This is a genomic window from Streptomyces sp. NPDC059900, assembly GCF_050270335.1.
Lineage (GTDB): Bacteria > Actinomycetota > Actinomycetes > Streptomycetales > Streptomycetaceae > Streptomyces.
Map to the genome: position 1 here is coordinate 1 of NZ_JBNNJZ010000017.1, position 16,782 is coordinate 16,782.

The 16,782-nt window shown below is 71.6% G+C and carries 17 protein-coding genes; 10 read left to right on the plus strand and 7 right to left on the minus strand.

Features of this window, described 5'->3' with window-relative positions; all coding sequences use genetic code 11:
• Positions 1-118 precede the first annotated feature (118 nt).
• The gene (locus ACQKIP_RS05035; RefSeq protein WP_365853201.1) at positions 119-928 is read right to left on the minus strand and encodes an NAD-dependent epimerase/dehydratase family protein; all 810 of its coding nucleotides are present in this window, start codon (positions 926-928) and stop codon (positions 119-121) included.
• A gap of 282 nt (positions 929-1,210) precedes the next feature.
• Between ACQKIP_RS05035 and ACQKIP_RS05040 the strand changes: the two genes are divergently transcribed.
• The 8 genes from ACQKIP_RS05040 to ACQKIP_RS05075 all read left to right on the plus strand — a co-directional run bounded on the left by ACQKIP_RS05040 (position 1,211) and on the right by ACQKIP_RS05075 (position 8,440).
• A complete protein-coding gene (locus tag ACQKIP_RS05040; RefSeq protein WP_365853203.1) occupies positions 1,211-2,164 on the plus strand; it encodes a 5-dehydro-4-deoxyglucarate dehydratase in 954 nt (317 codons plus the stop codon).
• A complete protein-coding gene (locus tag ACQKIP_RS05045) occupies positions 2,161-3,327 on the plus strand; it encodes a hypothetical protein (protein WP_365853205.1) in 1,167 nt (388 codons plus the stop codon). Before ACQKIP_RS05040 ends, ACQKIP_RS05045 begins: the two co-directional genes overlap by 4 nt.
• Before the next feature lie 70 nt (positions 3,328-3,397).
• Positions 3,398-4,759, plus strand: coding sequence for a S28 family serine protease (locus ACQKIP_RS05050; protein WP_365853207.1), 1,362 nt, complete (start codon positions 3,398-3,400; stop codon positions 4,757-4,759).
• Positions 4,760-4,877: 118 nt separating this feature from the next.
• Positions 4,878-5,465 (plus strand): TIGR03086 family metal-binding protein, encoded by a 588-nt coding sequence (locus ACQKIP_RS05055; RefSeq protein WP_365853209.1) that lies wholly within the window; start codon positions 4,878-4,880, stop codon positions 5,463-5,465.
• Between the two features lie 184 nt (positions 5,466-5,649).
• Positions 5,650-6,453, plus strand: a complete 804-nt coding sequence (locus ACQKIP_RS05060) for an HAD family acid phosphatase (protein ID WP_365853211.1) — start codon at positions 5,650-5,652, stop codon at positions 6,451-6,453.
• Between the two features lie 144 nt (positions 6,454-6,597).
• A complete protein-coding gene (locus tag ACQKIP_RS05065) occupies positions 6,598-7,350 on the plus strand; it encodes a CPBP family intramembrane glutamic endopeptidase (protein ID WP_365853213.1) in 753 nt (250 codons plus the stop codon).
• 2 nt (positions 7,351-7,352) lie between these two features.
• Positions 7,353-7,715 carry a PadR family transcriptional regulator gene (locus ACQKIP_RS05070; RefSeq protein ID WP_365853215.1) on the plus strand — a complete coding sequence of 121 codons (363 nt, stop codon included), beginning with the start codon at positions 7,353-7,355 and terminating at the stop codon, positions 7,713-7,715.
• Entirely contained in the window at positions 7,712-8,440 is a 729-nt protein-coding gene (locus ACQKIP_RS05075) for a hypothetical protein (protein WP_365853217.1), read from the plus strand. Before ACQKIP_RS05070 ends, ACQKIP_RS05075 begins: the two co-directional genes overlap by 4 nt.
• 110 nt (positions 8,441-8,550) lie before the next feature.
• Here ACQKIP_RS05075 and ACQKIP_RS05080 read toward each other — a convergent pair whose 3' ends face one another.
• The 6 genes from ACQKIP_RS05080 to ACQKIP_RS05105 all read right to left on the minus strand — a co-directional run bounded on the left by ACQKIP_RS05080 (position 8,551) and on the right by ACQKIP_RS05105 (position 14,420).
• On the minus strand, positions 8,551-9,999 hold the full coding sequence (locus tag ACQKIP_RS05080) for a peptidoglycan D,D-transpeptidase FtsI family protein (protein WP_365853219.1): 1,449 nt from the start codon (positions 9,997-9,999) through the stop codon (positions 8,551-8,553).
• Between the two features lie 93 nt (positions 10,000-10,092).
• Positions 10,093-10,764, minus strand: coding sequence for a response regulator transcription factor (locus ACQKIP_RS05085; RefSeq protein ID WP_365853221.1), 672 nt, complete (start codon positions 10,762-10,764; stop codon positions 10,093-10,095).
• Positions 10,761-12,086: a sensor histidine kinase gene (locus tag ACQKIP_RS05090; RefSeq protein ID WP_365853223.1), complete on the minus strand. Its 1,326-nt coding sequence runs from the start codon at positions 12,084-12,086 to the stop codon at positions 10,761-10,763. Before ACQKIP_RS05090 ends, ACQKIP_RS05085 begins: the two co-directional genes overlap by 4 nt.
• Positions 12,083-13,066: a hypothetical protein gene (locus tag ACQKIP_RS05095; protein WP_365853225.1), complete on the minus strand. Its 984-nt coding sequence runs from the start codon at positions 13,064-13,066 to the stop codon at positions 12,083-12,085. Before ACQKIP_RS05095 ends, ACQKIP_RS05090 begins: the two co-directional genes overlap by 4 nt.
• A 98-nt stretch (positions 13,067-13,164) precedes the next feature.
• Complete coding sequence (locus ACQKIP_RS05100) at positions 13,165-13,638, minus strand: GNAT family N-acetyltransferase (protein ID WP_365853490.1); 474 nt, start codon at positions 13,636-13,638, stop codon at positions 13,165-13,167.
• A gap of 11 nt (positions 13,639-13,649) precedes the next feature.
• Positions 13,650-14,420: an IclR family transcriptional regulator gene (locus ACQKIP_RS05105; protein ID WP_365853227.1), complete on the minus strand. Its 771-nt coding sequence runs from the start codon at positions 14,418-14,420 to the stop codon at positions 13,650-13,652.
• A gap of 136 nt (positions 14,421-14,556) precedes the next feature.
• Between ACQKIP_RS05105 and ACQKIP_RS05110 the strand changes: the two genes are divergently transcribed.
• Together ACQKIP_RS05110 and ACQKIP_RS05115 are read left to right on the plus strand one after the other, a co-directional pair.
• Entirely contained in the window at positions 14,557-16,086 is a 1,530-nt protein-coding gene (locus ACQKIP_RS05110; RefSeq protein ID WP_365853229.1) for an aldehyde dehydrogenase (NADP(+)), read from the plus strand.
• 5 nt (positions 16,087-16,091) lie between these two features.
• The gene (locus tag ACQKIP_RS05115; RefSeq protein WP_365853231.1) at positions 16,092-16,700 is read left to right on the plus strand and encodes a DUF1349 domain-containing protein; all 609 of its coding nucleotides are present in this window, start codon (positions 16,092-16,094) and stop codon (positions 16,698-16,700) included.
• Positions 16,701-16,782: the final 82 nt, after the last annotated feature.

A 16,782-nucleotide genomic window follows, 5' to 3' on the forward strand; every position in this document is an offset into this window, starting at 1 on the left:
ACCGGGCGCAGACCCAAGTACGTCCAGTACGAGGGTCTACGCCCGGCGCGCCGAGAGCACGCACCTGACGCCGCGCGGCCCGCCCTCCGGGCGGACGACGGGAGTTTGACGACAGGCCCTAGTACGGCCAGACCGGCGGGTTCGTGCAGAAGTGGCCGCCGAGGTGCGCGTGGTCCGGGTTCGAGGGGTCCAGCTCTCCCTGCTCGGCGACGAGCTTGTCCGCGTACTGCTCGGAGTCGTCCTGCGGTTCGTAGCCGATCGCGCGCGCCGACGAGAGGTCCCACCACAGCCGGGTGTTCGCGGACGAGCCGTAGACCACGGTGTGCCCCACCTGCGGGGCGGTCAGCGCCGCGTGGAAGAGGCGGGCGCCGTCGCCGGGGCTCATCCAGACGGACAGCATCCGCACGCTGGTCGGCTCCAGGAAGCACGAGCCGATCCGCACCGAGACCGTCTCGACCCCGTGCTTGTCCCAGTAGAACTGGGCGAGATCCTCGCCGAAGGACTTCGAGAGGCCGTAGAAGGTGTCGGGGCGGCGCGGGGTGTCCACCGGGATCAGCGGGTCGTCGCCGACGGGCCGCGGCGTGAAGCCCACCGCGTGGTTGGAGGAGGCGAAGACGACACGGCGGACGCCTTCCTCGCGCGCCGCCTCGTAGAGGTTGTACGTGCCCTCGATGTTCGCCCGCAGGATCTTGTCGAAGGAGGACTCCAGGGAGATGCCCGCGAGATGGATGACCGCGTCGACGCCCCGCACGGCCTCCCGCAGCGCCTTCTTGTCGGCTAGGTCGGCCGTGATCGCGTCCGGCTCGCCCTCGATGGGCCGCACGTCGAGCAGTCGCAGTTCGTGGCCGTACGCCGGAAGGAGCCCCCGCATGAGGGTGCCGAGGCCGCCTGCGGCGCCGGTGAGCAGGACGGTGCGGGGAGCGGGCATGAGGGGGTCTCCTCGGATCAGGGGCTGCTCGGCGGCTGCGTTCTGTCCACGTACGGCGTCGTTCGTGTGCACGCACGGCATTCACATCCGTGGACAAACTAAGGATCAATGCCTTGCCGAGTCAAGTGTCGTACGGACGCGGGGAATCCGCTCCTCGATCGCGGTTCTCTTCCCGATCTCTTGCCGGGCCCGCCGCTTGACCGGGGATCAGGAGGCGGCTTAGCGTGGAGTCGTTCAGAAATATGGACGTGGATCAGAAACGTGCACGCTAAGGGAGAGCCCGTGACGTCAGCACCCCTCGCCGCTCGACTCAACGTCCCCAGCGGGCCGCTGTTCTTCCCGGTCACCGCCTACGGCCCCGACGGCGCCGTCGACCTCGACGTCTTCCGCGCGCACGTGCGCGCGGGCATCGAGGCGGGAGCCGCTGCCGTGTTCGCCTGCTGCGGCACCGGCGAGTTCCATGCCCTGACGCCCGAGGAGTTCTCGGCGTGCGTCGCCGCGGCCGCCGAGGAGTCGGCGGGCCGGGTGCCGGTGGTCGCTGGCGCCGGGTACGGCACCGCGCTCGCCGTGCGGTACGCCAAGCTCGCCGAGGAGGCGGGCGCCGACGGGCTGCTCGCGATGCCGCCCTACCTCGTCGTCGCCGGGCAGGAGGGGCTCCTCGCCCACTACGCCGAACTGGCCGCGGCGACCTCCCTCGACGTCATCGTCTACCAGCGCGACAACGCCGTGTTCACCCCGGAGACGGTGGTCGAACTCGCCCGCGTCGAGGGCATCATCGGCTTCAAGGACGGCCTCGGCGACATGGACCTCATGCAGCGCATCGTCAGCGCCGTGCGTGCCGAAGGCCCGGAGGACTTCCTCTACTTCAACGGCCTGCCCACCGCCGAGCTCACCGGCCTCGCCTACCGCGGCATCGGCATCACGCTCTACTCTTCGGCGGCCTTCTGCTTCGCGCCCGACATCGCGCTCGCTTTCCACCGCGCCTTCAACGCCCGGACCGCCGAGGGCGACGCCCTGGTGAACCGGCTCGTCGACGGCTTCTACCGGCCCTTCGTGGAGCTGCGCGCCGAGGGCCGCGGATATGCCGTCTCGCTGGTCAAGGCGGGCGTGCGCATGGCCGGGCTCGACGTCGGCGAGGTGCGGACGCCGCTGCACGAACCCGCCGACGACCACATCAAGCGCCTGGCCGAACTGACCGAGCAGGGGCGCGCCCTGCTGCGGGAGGAGAGCGCGTGAGGACCTCCGCCTTCCTGTACCCCTGGGACGTCGTCGGCGACCCCGGTGCGCCCGCCCGCATCGCCGCCCTCGGCGTCCGGCAGGTCACCCTCGCCTCCGCCTACCACTCGACGCGCGCCCTGACCCCGCGCCACCCCCGCCACCGCATCGTCACCGCCGGTCACGCGGCGGTGCTCTACGAACCCGGCGACCGGTGGCAGGGTCGCGAGCTGTGCCCGTACGCCGCCGGGGACTGGGCCCCGGGTGACGCCTACGGAGAGGCTGCCAAAGCGCTGGCGGACGCCGGGCTCGACGTGCACACCTGGGTGGTCCTCGCTCACAACTCCCGGATGGGCGCCGACCATCCGGACACCTCCGTGGTCAACGCCTACGGAGACCGCTATCCCTGGGCCCCGTGCATCGCACGGCCCGCCACGCGCGCGTACCTCGTCGACCTCGCCGCGGAAGCCGCCGTACGCCCCGGCGCGCGCGGCACCGAGCTGGAGTCCCTGGGCTGGTACGGCCTCGCGCATCTGCACGCCCACGACAAGATCGCGGGAGTGCAGCTCGGGGAAGCCGGGCAGTACCTGATGTCGCTGTGCTTCTGCGCGGACTGCCGTGCGGGGTACGCGGGCCGGGGGCTCGACCCCGACGCTCTCGCGGCCGGGGTGCGCGACGCCCTGGAGCCCGTGTGGCGCGGCGAGGAGCCCTCCGGCGGCTGGGAGGCGGTGGAGAAGCTCCTCGGCGCCGAGCGGGCGGCCGCCACGCGCGCGTGGCGCGAGGAAACCGCCCGCACCCTCCAGGAGGCGGCGATCGCGGCCGTGCGCGCCGAGGCGCCGGACGGCTTCCGGGTGCTGCTGCACGCCGACCCGGTGGCCTATCACTGCGGGGCCAACGCCGGAGTCGACCCGGAGCACATCCTCTCCGTGGCCGACGGCGTGGTCGTGCCCTGCACGGGCGGCGCCGGGGCCCTTGCGCCCTTCGACGCGCACCGCACGGCCCGTACCACCCTCGCCGCGAACTTCACCGTGGTCTCCGGCATGGGCGGCAGCCCCGCCACGCTCGCCGCCGACGCCGCGCACGCACGCACCCTGGGCGCCGGCGAACTGCGGCTCTACCACGCCGGATTGGCGTCCGACGCGGATCTGGCGCAGGTGACGGAGGCCCTGGCGCACCTCAAATAGCCTCTGTCGCACCAGAAGTGGAAGCGGTTACCATCCGCGCAACCATTTCGCTCCAGTACGAGGAGACAAGGTGCGCAACAAGGGGATATCGGCACTGGTCTGCGCCGGGTTCATGGCGGGCGCGGCGGTACTCGGCGGGGCCGTGCCCGCCGCCGCGCAGGCCGGTGACGGGCAGGCCGGTGACGGGCGGGCCGGCGCATCGGGCGACATCCGGGACCGGCTGGAGAAGATCCCCGGCATGAAGGTCGTCTCCGTGGCCGACAGGGAGGGCCACCCCTTCTACACGCTCACCTACGCCCAGCCCGTCGACCACGGCAACCCCCGCGCCGGCACGTTCACCCAGCGCGCCACGCTCTGGCACAAGGCCACGGACAAGCCGACCGTCCTCTACACCGGCGGCTACACGCTTGCGTCCAACACCACGGCCCTCACCAAGCTGATCGACGCCAACCAGGTCAGCGTCGAACACCGCTACTTCGAGCAGTCCCGCCCCGCGGGCGCCGCAGGCGCCGACTGGTCCAAGCTCACCGTCCAGCAGGAGGCCGCCGACGAGCACCGCCTCACGCAGGCCCTGCGCGGCATCGAGAAGGGCAAGTGGCTGGGCACGGGCGCCAGCAAGGGCGGCATGACGGCGACGTACCACGAGCGGTTCTACCCCGGCGATCTGGACGCGGTCGTCGCGTTCGTCGCCCCGAACGACGCGAACAACAGGGACGACAGCGGCTACGAACGCTTCTTCAGGACGGTCGGCACGGCCGAGTGCCGCAGCGCGCTCGACGCCGTGCAGCGCGAGATGCTCGTACGCCGCGCGGCGCTGCTGCCCAAGTTCGAGGCGGACGCGAAGGCCGCGGGCGACACCTTCGAGGAGACGCTCGGCACCACCGACCGCGCCTACGAGTTCGCGGTGCTCGACCAGGTGTGGAACTTCTGGCAGAGCGGCAGCATCGACAACTGCCCGACCGTGCCCGACGCGAAGAAGGCAAGCGACGACGAGCTCTACGACTGGTCGAAGAAGCACGGCTTCAGCGTCTACCAGGACGAGACCCTCGGCACGAACGGCACGGGCCCCTACTACCGCCAGGCCGCGACCCAGCTCGGCTGGGCCGACCTCGCGTTCAAGCACCTCAGGGACGTCCGCCGCTACCCCGACATCTACCAGCCCAACTCGGTCCTGCCCGAGGCGATGCGCGGCTCCTACAACAACAGCACCACCGCCGACGTCGACCGCTGGGTGAAGACCCGCGGCCAGCGGATGATGTTCGTCTACGGCGAGAACGACCCGTGGAGCGCGGAGAGGTTCACCCCGAGCCACCGCGACTCCTACCGCTACGAGGTCCCCGGCTCCAACCACGGCGCGTCCATCGCCAAGCTGCCCGCCGCCGAGCAGGCCGAGGCGACCGCGACGATCAAGCGCTGGGCCGGCGTGAAGTAGCCGGATCTCCCGGTTCCGGGTGACCGGTCCGGCGATGAGTTCCGGGCGCCGGGCCGGTCTACAGGGGCAAGGGTGCGGTCTCTACAGGGGTCAGGGCCGCCGGGATTCGGGAGGATTCATGACGGAGATGATCGACTTCGCGCCGCAGGCCCGGCTTGTGGCGGCCGTCGCGGAAGGCGTCGCCGACGGGCAGCTCGAAGGAGCGACGCCCTGTCCGGAGTACCGCGTGCGCCATCTCCTCGGCCATCTGATCCAGCTGACCGGCGCGTTCCGGGACGCCGCGCGCAAGGACTTCGGGCCCCACCTCGACCGGGACCCCGGCAGCGTCGTGCCGGACGTCGGGCCCGGGTGGCGCGGCGACCTGCCGAAGCTGCTCGACGAGCTGGCGGAGGCCTGGCGCGACCCGGCCGCGTGGGAGGGCATGACCCGCGCGGGCGGCCTCGATCTGCCCGGTGCCGTCGCGGGTGCCGTCGCCATGGACGAACTCGTCGTGCACGGCTGGGACCTGGCGCGGGCGACCGGCCAGGCCTACGAGCCCGACGCCCTGAGCCTCGGGGTGGCCAAGGACCTGCTCACGCCCGAGGAGGGAGACGGCTCCGGGAACAGCCTGTTCGGGGCCGTGTTCCCGGTGCCGGACGACGCCTCGCGCCTCGACCGCGTGATCGGTCTCAGCGGGCGCGACCCGGGCTGGACGCCGGGCGCGTAGGGCGCCCCCTCCGAGCGCCCCGGGCACCGGGCTTTCCCCGGATCAGGTATCGATCGGGCAAAGGGTCTCGCGCAGATGCGTGTGATGCGCGTAGACAGTGCGCGTAGACAGGCATTGACCTGCTCGAACTCGTTGCCCCTGCACGGGCCCTGCGGCCCCGACCCTGATCCGGAGAGTACGTCCCATGCGCAAGTCCCTACGGGTGGCGGGCATCGCCACCGCCTGTGCCGTCGCCGGCGCCGCGCTGTACGGCACCGGTGCCGCCACCGCCGACAACTCCTCGGCGCGGCACACCGCCGAACCCCACAACATCGGCCTGCTCGTCGGCGAGATCGACGACTACTACGGCGCCCACCAGGACGCCGACGGCGTCTGGCGTTCCTCGCCCGACAGCCCGTACGCCAAGGACCTGGCGCGCATCCAGGCCAAGGCGAAGAAGGACATCAAGAAGGCCGCCGCGCACGGCGCGAAGAACGGCCGCCACGGCAAGAAGCCCGCGATCGTCCTCGACGTGGACGACACCTCGCTGCTCAGCTTCGACTACGAGAAGTCCACCAACTACACGTACAACAGCGGCACGTGGGACGCCTACGTGAAGGCGGCCAAGCGCCCCGCCGTCTTCGGCATGCCCGAACTCGTGAAGTACGCCAAGGGCAAGGGCGTCGAGGTCTTCTTCCTGACCGGCCTGAGCGAGGCCCAGCGCGAGGGCGCGGTCACCAACCTCGCCAAGGCCGGGTACGACACGCAGCTCGACACCCAGCACGTGTTCACCAAGAACAAGACCGCGCCGCCCGCCTACCTGAGCAACTGCGCCACGCCCGCCAAGTGGGAGTGCACCACCGTGCAGTTCAAGGAGGGCACCCGCAAGCACATCGAGTCGACCGGCTACGACATCGTCGGCAGCTTCGGCGACCAGGTCTCCGACCTCGCGGGCGGATACGCGGACAAGACGTACAAGCTGCCGAACCCGACGTACTTCGTGGAGTAGTCCGCTGTCCGTCGGCGTGGTGAGCATCGCGAGATAGGTTGCATTCCTGACTAGGTCGCTTTACGGTCTAGGTAGCTCACATGCTCATGGGGTCGTGCGGCGTGCGCCACCAGCCGCACGACCCCGTCGGGAAGGGGGAATCCCATGACCATCTCGCCGGACTTCTCGGTCGCGTCCACGGCCATCACGGCCGTCATCGGCGCCTATCTGCTGCTCGGTGAGCCCTGGCTCGGCCGCCGTCTCTACGGCTCGCTCGCCCGCCGCCGGGACACCGAACCGCGCGCTCTCGTCGGCTACTTCACCTTTGTGCTCGTCTTCTGGTGGGTCTTCGCCGCGCTCGCCGTGGCGGCGCTGCTGCTCTCACCGGGCATGACCGCCGCCGACCTCGGCGTCGCGGCGCCCGAATCGCCGCTAACCACGGCCGTCGTCATCGTCGTGTTCCTGGTGGTCACGGTGATGTCGGGGCGGAAGATGCGCACCCTCGCCGAAGGCGGCAGGAACGTGCCGGGGCTCGCCTCGATCAGGGCGATGCTGCCGCGCACGGCGCAGGAGCGCCGCCTCGCGATCGCCGTCGCCGTCACTGACGGCATCTGCGCCGAACTCGTCTACCGCGGTCTTCTGATCGCCTTCTGCGTCGGCGTGCTCGGCCTCGACCTCTATGCGGCGGCGGCCGTTTCCGTGCTGGTGTACGCCCTCGCGGGCCTCTACCAGGGCCGCAGCGGCGCCATCGCCTTCGCCTTCGTCGGGGCGCTGTTCGCCGGACTCTATGTGTCGACCGGGAGCCTGCTGCTGCCCGTCGTCATCCATGTCGCCCTCTCGGCACGGGACTTGACGCTCCCCGAGCCGGAGCCGATCGGCAGCGTGCCCGTCCACGCGCCCGCCCCGAAGGGAAGCTGACCATGGCCGCACCCGCCTCCGGAGGCGCGAAGACCGACCGCCGGGCCAGCTGGTTCAAGGGCGTACTGGATCTGCTCGTGCTCGCGAGTCTCACCGACGGCGAGAGCTACGGCTACGAGATCGCCAAGCTGCTCGGCGCCGCCGGGTTCGGCCAGATCAAGGGCGGCACGCTCTATCCCGTGCTCAACCGCCTAGAGGAGGCCGGCCTGGTCGCCGCGGAGTTCCGGGTCACCGAGAAGGGACCCGGCCGGCGCTACTACTCCCTGACGGACGCCGGGCGCGACACGCTCGGCGAGCAGGGCGGGCTGTGGCTCGCCTTCGACGGATCCGTACGCGAGGCCCTGGCGAAGGCGGGTGTGCGATGAGCTACTTCGACGATCTCGCCGAGCGGCTGCGGACGCAGGGAGTGCCGTCCGACCGCGTCGAGACGACCCTCGCCGATCTGGCGGCGCACCTGGAGGAGTCGGGCGGCGCGGACCCGGAGGCGGAGTTCGGGCCCGTGGAGGACTTCGCGCGCGAGCTGGCGCCCTCGGGGGGCCAGGGCCCCGCGGTTCCTGACGCGCACGCCGACGCGCACGTCGAGACGTGGCGGTGGACCGCCGACACATATGTCGACGAGGAGCTCCTGAACCGCTTCGGCGGCGAGGGGTGGGAGGTCGAGCGCGTCGACGCGCTCGGGCGCTTCGTCAGCCACCGGAGCCTCGATCGGCCGCAGCGCTGGGAGTACCGGCGTGAGCTGGTCACGCGCGGGCGTGAGGGGCTTGACGAGCGGCTGGCTCCCGACGGCTGGGAGGCGTGCGGGAACTGGATCGTGTACGCGTGGTTCAAGCGACCGGTGGCTGCGAGCCTCGGTCCTGAAGCGGAGATCTCGCAGCCGCCGGGGGTGCCCGAGCGGTGGAACTTCCTGAGCCGGAAGTTCTACCTGCTGGTGGCTTTCCTGCTGGTCGCCCTTGCCCTGGCGGGCGTTACCGCGGCCCTGGGCGACGGTGACTCCGGCACTGGGCTCGGCTTCGCCGGGGGAGCGGTGGTGGGGGCGCTGGTGCCGCTTGCCGCCCTGTGGGGCCGGCAGGTCTGGCGGTCGCGCCGTTGACCTCCGCGGGGTGCCCGTCTCTTGACCGGCACCCCGCGGCCGTGGGCTGTGCCCACCCGTTCCGCCCGCGGAACGCGCCTGCTCCCAGCGGTGGGAGAACAGGAAAGCGGTCAGCGGTTCAGGGCCGCCGACATCATCGCCTTCGCGATCGGCGCCGCCAGGCCGTTGCCGCTCACCTCGGACCTCGCCGCGTCCGATTCCTCGACGATGACCGCCACCGCGACCTCCTTGCCGTCGCTGCCCTTGGCGTACGAGGTGAACCAGGCGTACGGCGTCTTGCTGTTCTTCTCGCCGTGCTGGGCCGTGCCCGTCTTGCCGCCCACGTCCGCGCCGCTGATCCGCGCGTTCGTTCCGGTGCCCTTCTCGACGACCGTCTCCATCGCCGACTGGAGCTGACTCGCCGTGTCCTCGCTCATCACCCGCTGCGAGTCCGGGTCGTCGAAGGACTCCAGGACGTCGCCGCCCGAATCCGAGATCTGCGACACCATGTGCGGCGAGACCAGCTCGCCGCCGTTGGCGATCGCTCCGGAGACCATCGACATCTGGAGCGGCGTCGCCGTCACGTCGAACTGGCCGATGCCGGTCAGCGCCGTCTGGGCCTTGTCCATGTCCGAGGGGTACACGCTCTCGGAAGCGCGCACCGGCACGTCCAGCTTGTCGGTGTTGAAGCCCATCTTCTCGGCCATCGCCTTGACCTTGTCCTGGCCCAGGTCGACGGCCATCTTGCCGAAGACGTTGTTGCACGAGTACTGGAGCGCCGTACGGATCGTCGCGTCCTCGCAGGGCGCGGAGGCGCTCTCGTTCCTCAGGGGGGTGGTCGTGCCGGGCATCATGTACGGATTGGGGCTCTTGGTCTTCGTGTCCGCCGAACCGTAGAGCCCGTCCTCCAGCGCGGCCGCCGCGACGACCAGCTTGAACGTCGAACCCGGCGGCAGCGGCTGCCGCAGCGCGCGGTTGACCATCGGCTTCTCCTTGTCCTTCAGGAGCGCCGACCACTTCTCGGAGTCCGTGGAACCGCTGATGTCCGAGGGGTCGTACGAGGGGGACGACACCATGCCGAGGATCTTGCCCGACTTCGGGTCGACGGCGACCGCCGCGCCCTTCTTGTTGCCGAGCGACTTGTACGCGGCCTTCTGCACCGCCGGATCGATCGTCGTGACCACGTCACCCGGATCGGCGCGCTTGTTCGTGACCGTGTCCAGCGGGTTCTTCAGCCGGTTGTCGGTGCCGTCGAGGACGTCCTTGTAGATGCCCTCCAGCTGAGTCGCCCCGTACACCTGCGAGCTGTAGCCCGTGACGGACGAGTACAGCTCGCCGTCCTTGTAGGTGCGCTTGTACTTGAGGTCGCTGCCCTTCGTCCGCGCGGAGCCGGTGATCGCCTCACCGCCCACGATGATGTCGCCGAGCGGGTTCGCGTACTGCTCGATCGCGTTGCGCCGGTTCTGCTTGTCGTCCGCGAGCGCCTTCGAGTCGTAGAACTGCACCCATGTCGCCCGCACAAGGAGGGCGACCACAAGCAGCAGTGTGAAGACCGAGGCGCGCCTGATCGTCTTGTTCATCCCGTAAAAGGACGAACGGCGCGGAGCTATTCGTTCCGTTCTGCCGGTTTTCTCAGAGATTCCTCATACTGCGATCCGGCGGCGGTGCCGGGATCAGCCGGCGTCCATGAAGCCCGCTTCGTAGGCCGCGATCACCGCCTGCGTACGGTCCCGCGCCCCCGTCTTGGCGAGCACCGAGGCCACATGCGTCTTCACCGTCGCGGGGCCGACCCCCATCCGACCCGCGATCTCCGCGTTGGTCAAACCCGCCGCCATCAGCCTCAGCACCTCGCTCTCGCGCCCCGTCAGCCTGCCCACCCAGGCCGGCGGCGCGGGCTTCGCGCGCCCGTGCTCGGCGGCCAGGGCGCGCACCGCCGCCGGGAAGAGCAGCGAGTCGCTGCGCGCCACGAGCCGCACCGCCTGTACGAGGGAGTCCGCGTCAGCCCGCTTGAGCAGGAACCCCGACGCCCCGGCGCGCAGCGCCTCGTACACGTAGGAGTCGTTCTCGAAGGTGGTCACGACCACGATGCGCGGCGGATCGGCGAGCGTGCGCAGGATCTGCTCGGTGGCCCTGATGCCGTCGATCTCCGGCATGCGCACGTCCATGAGCACCACGTCGGGCTTCACCTCGCGCACGACGGACACCGCCTCGGCGCCGCTCGCCGCCTCGCCGACGACCTCCAGGTCGGGCTCGGCGGCCAGGATCACGCGCAGGGCGGTGCGCACCATGCGCTCGTCGTCGGCGAGCACGATGCGGACGGTGGCTGCCTCGGCTGTCTCGGTCATGTGCGTACGGGTCCCTTCGGTTCTGTCGTCGCACGGGGCCCTTCGGCGGGTCCCTTCAGGGGGAGTCGTACGTCCACGCGCCACACCCCGTCGTCCGGGCCCGCGCGGACCGTGCCGCCCAGGAGCCTGGCCCGGTCGGTGATGCCGCGCAGGCCGTGGCCGCCGCCGGGGCGGGAGACGGGGGCGGTGCGGGGCAGCGGGTTCTCCGCGACGATCTCCAGGTCGGCGCCGTCCAGGGCGATGCGGAGGGTGAGCGGGGCGTCGGGGCCCGCGTGCCGCAGCGCGTTGCTCAGGCTCTCCTGGACGATGCGGTAGGCCTCGCGGGACACCATCGGCGGCAGGGCGTCCGGGCCGCCGGGGCCGAGGTCGACCGTGGCCCTGACCCGCAGGCCGCCCGCGCGGGTGCGCCCCAGGAGCCCGTCGAGATCGGCGGCGAGGGTGGGGGCCGGCGCGGTCGGACTCGCCCCGTCGCTGCCGCCCTCCCGCAGTACGCCGAGGACCGCGTCGAGTTCCCCCACCGTGCGCCGGGTCGTCTCCTCGATGGCGGCGAGCGCCTCGCGGACGAACTCCGGGTCGCGGTCGAGGACCCTGCGGGCGGCGCTCGCCTGGAGCGTGACGGCGCTCAGAGCGTGCCCCACCGAGTCGTGCAACTCCCGCGCGAGCCGGTTGCGCACGGCGAGGTCCGCGGCGCGCTGTTCGGCCGCCGCGAGCCGGTCGGCGGGCGAGGGCCCCAGGAGAGCGGGCGCCCAGCGCGCGAGCAGGTTCCCGGCCGCCGCCGCGCACCCCGCGAGCGCGACGAGGCCGAGGACCCCGGCGACCGGGCAGAGCGCGAGCATCCAGCCCTCGCCGAGCGCTTCGGGCATCCCGACCCTGCTGTCCCGCAGCGCGGCGACGAAGGGCAGCGCGACGAGCACCGCGGCGAACGGCGGCAGGGCGAGGGACATCCCGCTGATGACCCCGCCGAACCCGAGGTGCAGCGTGAACCACGCCACGGTGCGCCCGCGCGCCTGCCGTGACCGGGCGGGCCCGTCGGCCAGCACCTCGCCCGGCACGTCGCACAGTGCGCGTACGGCGGCCACCGACATGGGCCGGGTGAGCGGGAAGAGCGCGGTGATCGCGGCGAGCGGCAACCCCACGGCGAACGCGCCGAGTTGGGAAGTGATCGAGCCGAATACGTTGTCCTCGCCGAGCAGCGGCCCGACGATGACGGAGCCCACGAAGACGTACGGCATGGCGAGTGCGCCGCCGAGGATCAGATGGATCCACCGGCGCCGCGCCCGGCGCCCGAAGAGAGCGGTCAGGGCCGTCGCGAAAGCTCTCACGCGGGGAGCCGCGCCGCCGTGGTGACCGCGCCCGACCGCTCTCGCTCCCGCTCCCTGAGGAAGCGTGCTCCGAGGGTGGCCACGAGCGTCCCGACGATCATCTGCACAGCGTAGGCCAGGAGCATTCCCGCCGTCGGCTGCCGGGCGATGTCGTCCGTGCCGACGAACGTGGCGAACAGCAGCCAGCCGCCCCAGCAGGCGATCGCGCCCGAGCCGGTCCAGGCGAGGGCGAGCGGGACCCGGACGGGCAGGGCGGGGGCCCACCGGAAGGCGATGAGCAGAGCGCCGGTCACGGCGGAGCCGAGGTAGACCAGGTCCATCGCTTCGAGGACGTAGAAGTCGGTCGTACGGTCCTCGGCGCGCGCCGCGTCGAGGGCGAACGTGGAGCCGGTGAGCCACAGGAGGTGCAGGGCGGCGGGGACGAGGGCCAGGAGGGCGGCGGCGACGGCGGTGGCCCGCTGGGAGCCTGCGCGGGGCAGGCCGCCGCGGGGCAGGTCGAGGAGCCGGCCCCGCCAGAGGTGGCCCCAGCGGGTCCGTGCGTAGCGGACGAACAGGGCGCCCAGGGCCAGGCCCTGGAGGATGAAGCCGCCGTAGACGACGCCGAAGACCCACTCGTCGAGAAAGGCGCCGCCGCCGTCCTTCGCCGAGGGCCGGTTGATGCTGCCGCCGAGCGCCTTGACCAGGAGCTGGAGCGGGAACCCGGCCATGATCGGCGTCAGCAGTCCCGTGGCCGCCCACATCGGGAACGCGAGCAGCCATGCGGGGGTGCGCAGGCCCCGGGGGCGGGTCAGGACGAGGGCGAGGAGGATGACGCCCGCGTCCATGAGGAGGGTGAGGGCGTTGGCGAAGATCATGGTGGTGCGGTGTTCGAGGAGGGTGCTGTCCTCGGGGATGCCGATGTGGCTTCCCGCGATCCAGGCCAGTTTGAGGGCGAGGTAGGGCAGGGCGGCGAGGACGGCGACGGCGCGCAGGGCTCTCATGCCCTCCACGCTCCCGCCACCGGGCACGGGCCGCGTCCTGCCCGACGATGATCCTCCTCCGCCGTGCGGGGGAGGAGGGACAAGGCCCCGCGCCGGCCTCAGCTCTCCAGCAGGAGAACGTCCTCCGCGATCTCCTCGCCCCGCGCATGCGCGAACCCGCTCGCACGGGCGGTGACCCGGAACCCGCACTTCTCCAGGACCCGGAGCGACCCTGCGTTGTCCGCGGCCGCGCGGGCGTAGAGAGGACGCTCGGGGACCTCCTCCAAGAGGGCCCGCAACGCGGCCGTGGCGAGCCCGCGGCCCCAGTACGCGCGGTCGATCCAGTACGTGACCTCCCGCTCGCCCGGCTCCCCGTACACCGCCGCGCTGCCCACCACGTCGCCGTCCGCCAGGACCGTGCGCGCCACGACGTCGGCCGACTCCCGAAGTCCCTTCCAGTGGGCCTCGAAGAGCGTCCAGTCGGACGTCTTCGGAGAGGTGAACGCGGCCACGCGGTTCGACTCGGGATCGTTCATCTGCCGGTAGAAGACCGGGAGATCACTGTCGTGCACCGGGCGCAGGATGACATGTATGGCGACCATGGTCAGAGCCTACGAGTCGCCAGTGACAATCGGTCCCGCGCGTCGAACAACGCGTCCTTCACCATCTGTTCGTGCGCGGGAGTCAGCCGCGCCACCGGCACGGAGCAGCTGATCGCGTCCCGCGCGGGCGTGCGGTACGGGATCGCGACGCCGAAGCAGCGCAGGCCGAGCGTGTTCTCCTCGCGGTCCACCGCGAAGCCCTGCTCGCGGACCGTGCGCAGCTCGTCGATCAGCTTCTCGCGGTCGGTGATCGTGTGCTCGGTCAGCGCGGGCAGCGTCTCCGGGAGCATCTTGCGGACCTGCTCGTCGGTGTGGGTGGCCAGCAGCGCCTTGCCCAGGGACGTCGAGTGCGCCGGGAGGCGGCGGCCCACGCGCGTGAAGGGGCGCAGATAGTGCTGGGACTGGCGCGTGGCGAGGTAGACGACGTTCGTGCCGTCGAGGCGCGCCAGGTGGATCGTCTCCGTGGTGTCGTCCGAGAGGCGGTCGAGCGTCGGCCGCGCCGCCGCCACCACCTCGTCGCCGTCGATGTACGACGTGCCGACGAGCAGTGCCCGTACCCCGATCCCGTACCGCGTGCCCGTGGCGTCCGTCTCCACCCAGCCGAGCTCCACCAGCGTACGAAGGAGCATGTAGAGGCTGGACTTGGGATATCCGACGGCTTCCTGCACGGCGGCCAGGGAGTGCATTCCGGGGCGGCCCGCGAAGTATTCGAGCAACTCCACCGTCCGCACCGCGGACTTGACCTGTGCCCCGCCAGTCTCGCCAGCCGACATCGCCCTTGACCCCTTAGTTCGACGAGAAATAGTCTCCGAAGTCTCCGCTATTCATCATCGGAGACAGCGTTCAGCATATCGAACAGCCCAGGTGGGTGGCAGCACATCTGTGGCATCACCTCTGGAGGACCCCGCGGTGGCAGCAGCACCAGTCTGGAGTGTCGACCCCCGAACCGGGAAGCAGCGCGAACAGGTTGCGGTCGAAGCCACAGCCCAGGAGGTGGATCAGGCGGTACGTGCCGCACTGGCCGCCGGGGACGCGCTCGCCGACCGCACCGTACGCGCCGCCTTCCTGCGCTCCGCGGCCGAACTGCTCGACGGAGCCAAGGACCACCTGGTGGAGGCCGCGGACGCGGAGACCGCGCTCGGTCCCGTCCGGCTCACCGGCGAGCTGGCCCGCACCTGCTTCCAGCTGCGGGCCTTCGCGGACGTGGTCGACGAGGGCGGCTTCCTCGGCGTCGTCATCGACCACCCCGACAGCAGCGCGACCCCGCCCATCCCGGACCTGCGGCGCTACAAGATCCCGCTGGGCGTCGTGGCCGTCTACTCCGCGTCCAACTTCCCCTTCGCCTTCTCCGTGCCCGGCGGCGACACCGCGAGCGCGCTGGCCGCGGGCTGCCCCGTGGTCGTCAAGGCGCACCCGGACCATCCGGCCACCTCCGAGCTGGTGGCAGCGACGCTGCGGCGGGCCGCGGCCAGGCACGGCATCCCCGAGGGCGTCATCGGCCTCGTGCACGGCTTCGAGGCGGGCGTCGAGCTGGTCAAGCACCCCCTGGTCTCCGGAGCGGGCTTCACCGGCTCCATCCGCGGCGGCCGTGCCCTCTTCGACGCGGCGGCGGCCCGCCCCGTGCCGATCCCCTTCCACGGCGAACTCGGCTCCCTCAACCCAGTGGTCGTGACCGAGGCGGCGGCGGTCGAGCGCGCCGAGGAGATCGGGACCGGCCTCGCGGGCTCGATGACGCTCGGCGTCGGCCAGTTCTGCGTCAAGCCCGGCCTGGTCTTCGCGCCGGCGGGCGCGGGCGGCGACCGGTTCGTCAAGTCCCTGACCGAAGCCGTCAGCGACACCGAGGCCGGGGTGCTCCTGGACCACCGGATGCGGGACAACTTCGTGGCGGGCGTGCGCGAGCGCGGCGAACTGCCGGACGTGGACGCGCCGGTGACGCCGGGCGCGGGCAGCGAGCACACGGTGAGCGCGGGATTCCTGACGGTCCCTGCGGCGAAGCTGGCCACCGAGGGCGAGCACGATCTGCTCCTGGAGGAGTGCTTCGGCCCCGTGACGGTCGTCGCGCGCTACGAGAACGAGGCGGAGATCACTGACGTGCTCACCCGGCTCCCCGGCAACCTCACGGCGACGGTGCAGCTGTCCGCCGACGAGGCCGCGGGCCAGGGGCGCGGCGCGGCGCTGCTCGCCGAACTGACGCCGCTGGCCGGGCGTGTGCTGGTCAACGGCTGGCCGACCGGCGTCGCGGTGGCGCCCGCGCAGCACCACGGCGGGCCGTACCCGGCGACGACGTCGACCTCTACCTCCGTGGGCGGCACGGCGATCGAGCGCTGGATGCGTCCCGTCGCGTACCAGAACACGCCTGAGGCGCTGCTGCCGCCCGAGTTGCGGGACGACAATCCGCTGGGGCTCCCGCGCCGCTACGAAGGGCGCCTGGAACACTGACGTCCATGGACGTCAACATCCCCGAACTGCCCTTCTCCTTGCGTACGTACGGTCCCGACGGGAACTGGTCGTACGAGGACGGCGTGCTCACCGGCTGGGCGGGCGCCCGGCAGGACCGCTTCGTGCCGCCGACGGGCGAGGCGCTCGACCCCGCGTCGGACGCGCCCCGTCTGCTCGGCGCGCCCGAGGGGGACTTCCAGCTGATCGCCCGGGTGACGGTCGGTTTCGCGGCGGCGTTCGACGCGGGCGTGCTGTACCTGCACGTGGGCGACCGGGAGTGGGCCAAGCTCTGCCTGGAGCGGTCGCCGGACGAGGCGACGGTCTGCACGGTCGTCACCCGCGGCCGCTCCGACGACGCCAACGCCTTCGTGGTGGACGGCAGCAGCGTCTGGCTCCGCATCAGCCGCACGGGCTCGGCGTTCGCCTTCCACGCGTCCCCGGACGGCAAGGAGTGGACGTTCGTCCGGATCTTCTCCCTGGGCGAGGAGAAGACGGCGGGCGCGGCGTTGGTCGGCTTCATGGCGCAGTCCCCGGTCGGGGAGGGCTGCGTGGTGACGTATGACGGGATCGAGTTCCGTCCGAACTGGCCGCAGGGTCTGAGGGACGGGTCCTGACGAGTCAAGCAGCGGAGCCTCTCAGCCCGTCCGGCGATTGAGGACGAACCCGGCGGAGCCGGTGATGACGGCAACGAAGGCT

What these genes read in the sequence shown, in the direction of transcription:
- ACQKIP_RS05070 (WP_365853215.1), top strand. Translation starts at nt 7,353, where the DNA reads ATGGCCGCACCCGCCTCCGGAGGCGCGAAGACCGACCGCCGGGCCAGC.
- ACQKIP_RS05115 (WP_365853231.1), top strand. Translation starts at nt 16,092, where the DNA reads ATGGACGTCAACATCCCCGAACTGCCCTTCTCCTTGCGTACGTACGGT.
- ACQKIP_RS05075 (WP_365853217.1), top strand. Translation starts at nt 7,712, where the DNA reads ATGAGCTACTTCGACGATCTCGCCGAGCGGCTGCGGACGCAGGGAGTG.
- ACQKIP_RS05060 (WP_365853211.1), top strand. Translation starts at nt 5,650, where the DNA reads ATGCGCAAGTCCCTACGGGTGGCGGGCATCGCCACCGCCTGTGCCGTC.
- ACQKIP_RS05065 (WP_365853213.1), top strand. Translation starts at nt 6,598, where the DNA reads ATGACCATCTCGCCGGACTTCTCGGTCGCGTCCACGGCCATCACGGCC.
- ACQKIP_RS05055 (WP_365853209.1), top strand. Translation starts at nt 4,878, where the DNA reads ATGACGGAGATGATCGACTTCGCGCCGCAGGCCCGGCTTGTGGCGGCC.
- ACQKIP_RS05080 (WP_365853219.1), bottom strand. Translation starts at nt 9,999, where the DNA reads ATGAACAAGACGATCAGGCGCGCCTCGGTCTTCACACTGCTGCTTGTG.
- ACQKIP_RS05035 (WP_365853201.1), bottom strand. Translation starts at nt 928, where the DNA reads ATGCCCGCTCCCCGCACCGTCCTGCTCACCGGCGCCGCAGGCGGCCTC.
- ACQKIP_RS05085 (WP_365853221.1), bottom strand. Translation starts at nt 10,764, where the DNA reads ATGACCGAGACAGCCGAGGCAGCCACCGTCCGCATCGTGCTCGCCGAC.
- ACQKIP_RS05095 (WP_365853225.1), bottom strand. Translation starts at nt 13,066, where the DNA reads ATGAGAGCCCTGCGCGCCGTCGCCGTCCTCGCCGCCCTGCCCTACCTC.
- ACQKIP_RS05105 (WP_365853227.1), bottom strand. Translation starts at nt 14,420, where the DNA reads ATGTCGGCTGGCGAGACTGGCGGGGCACAGGTCAAGTCCGCGGTGCGG.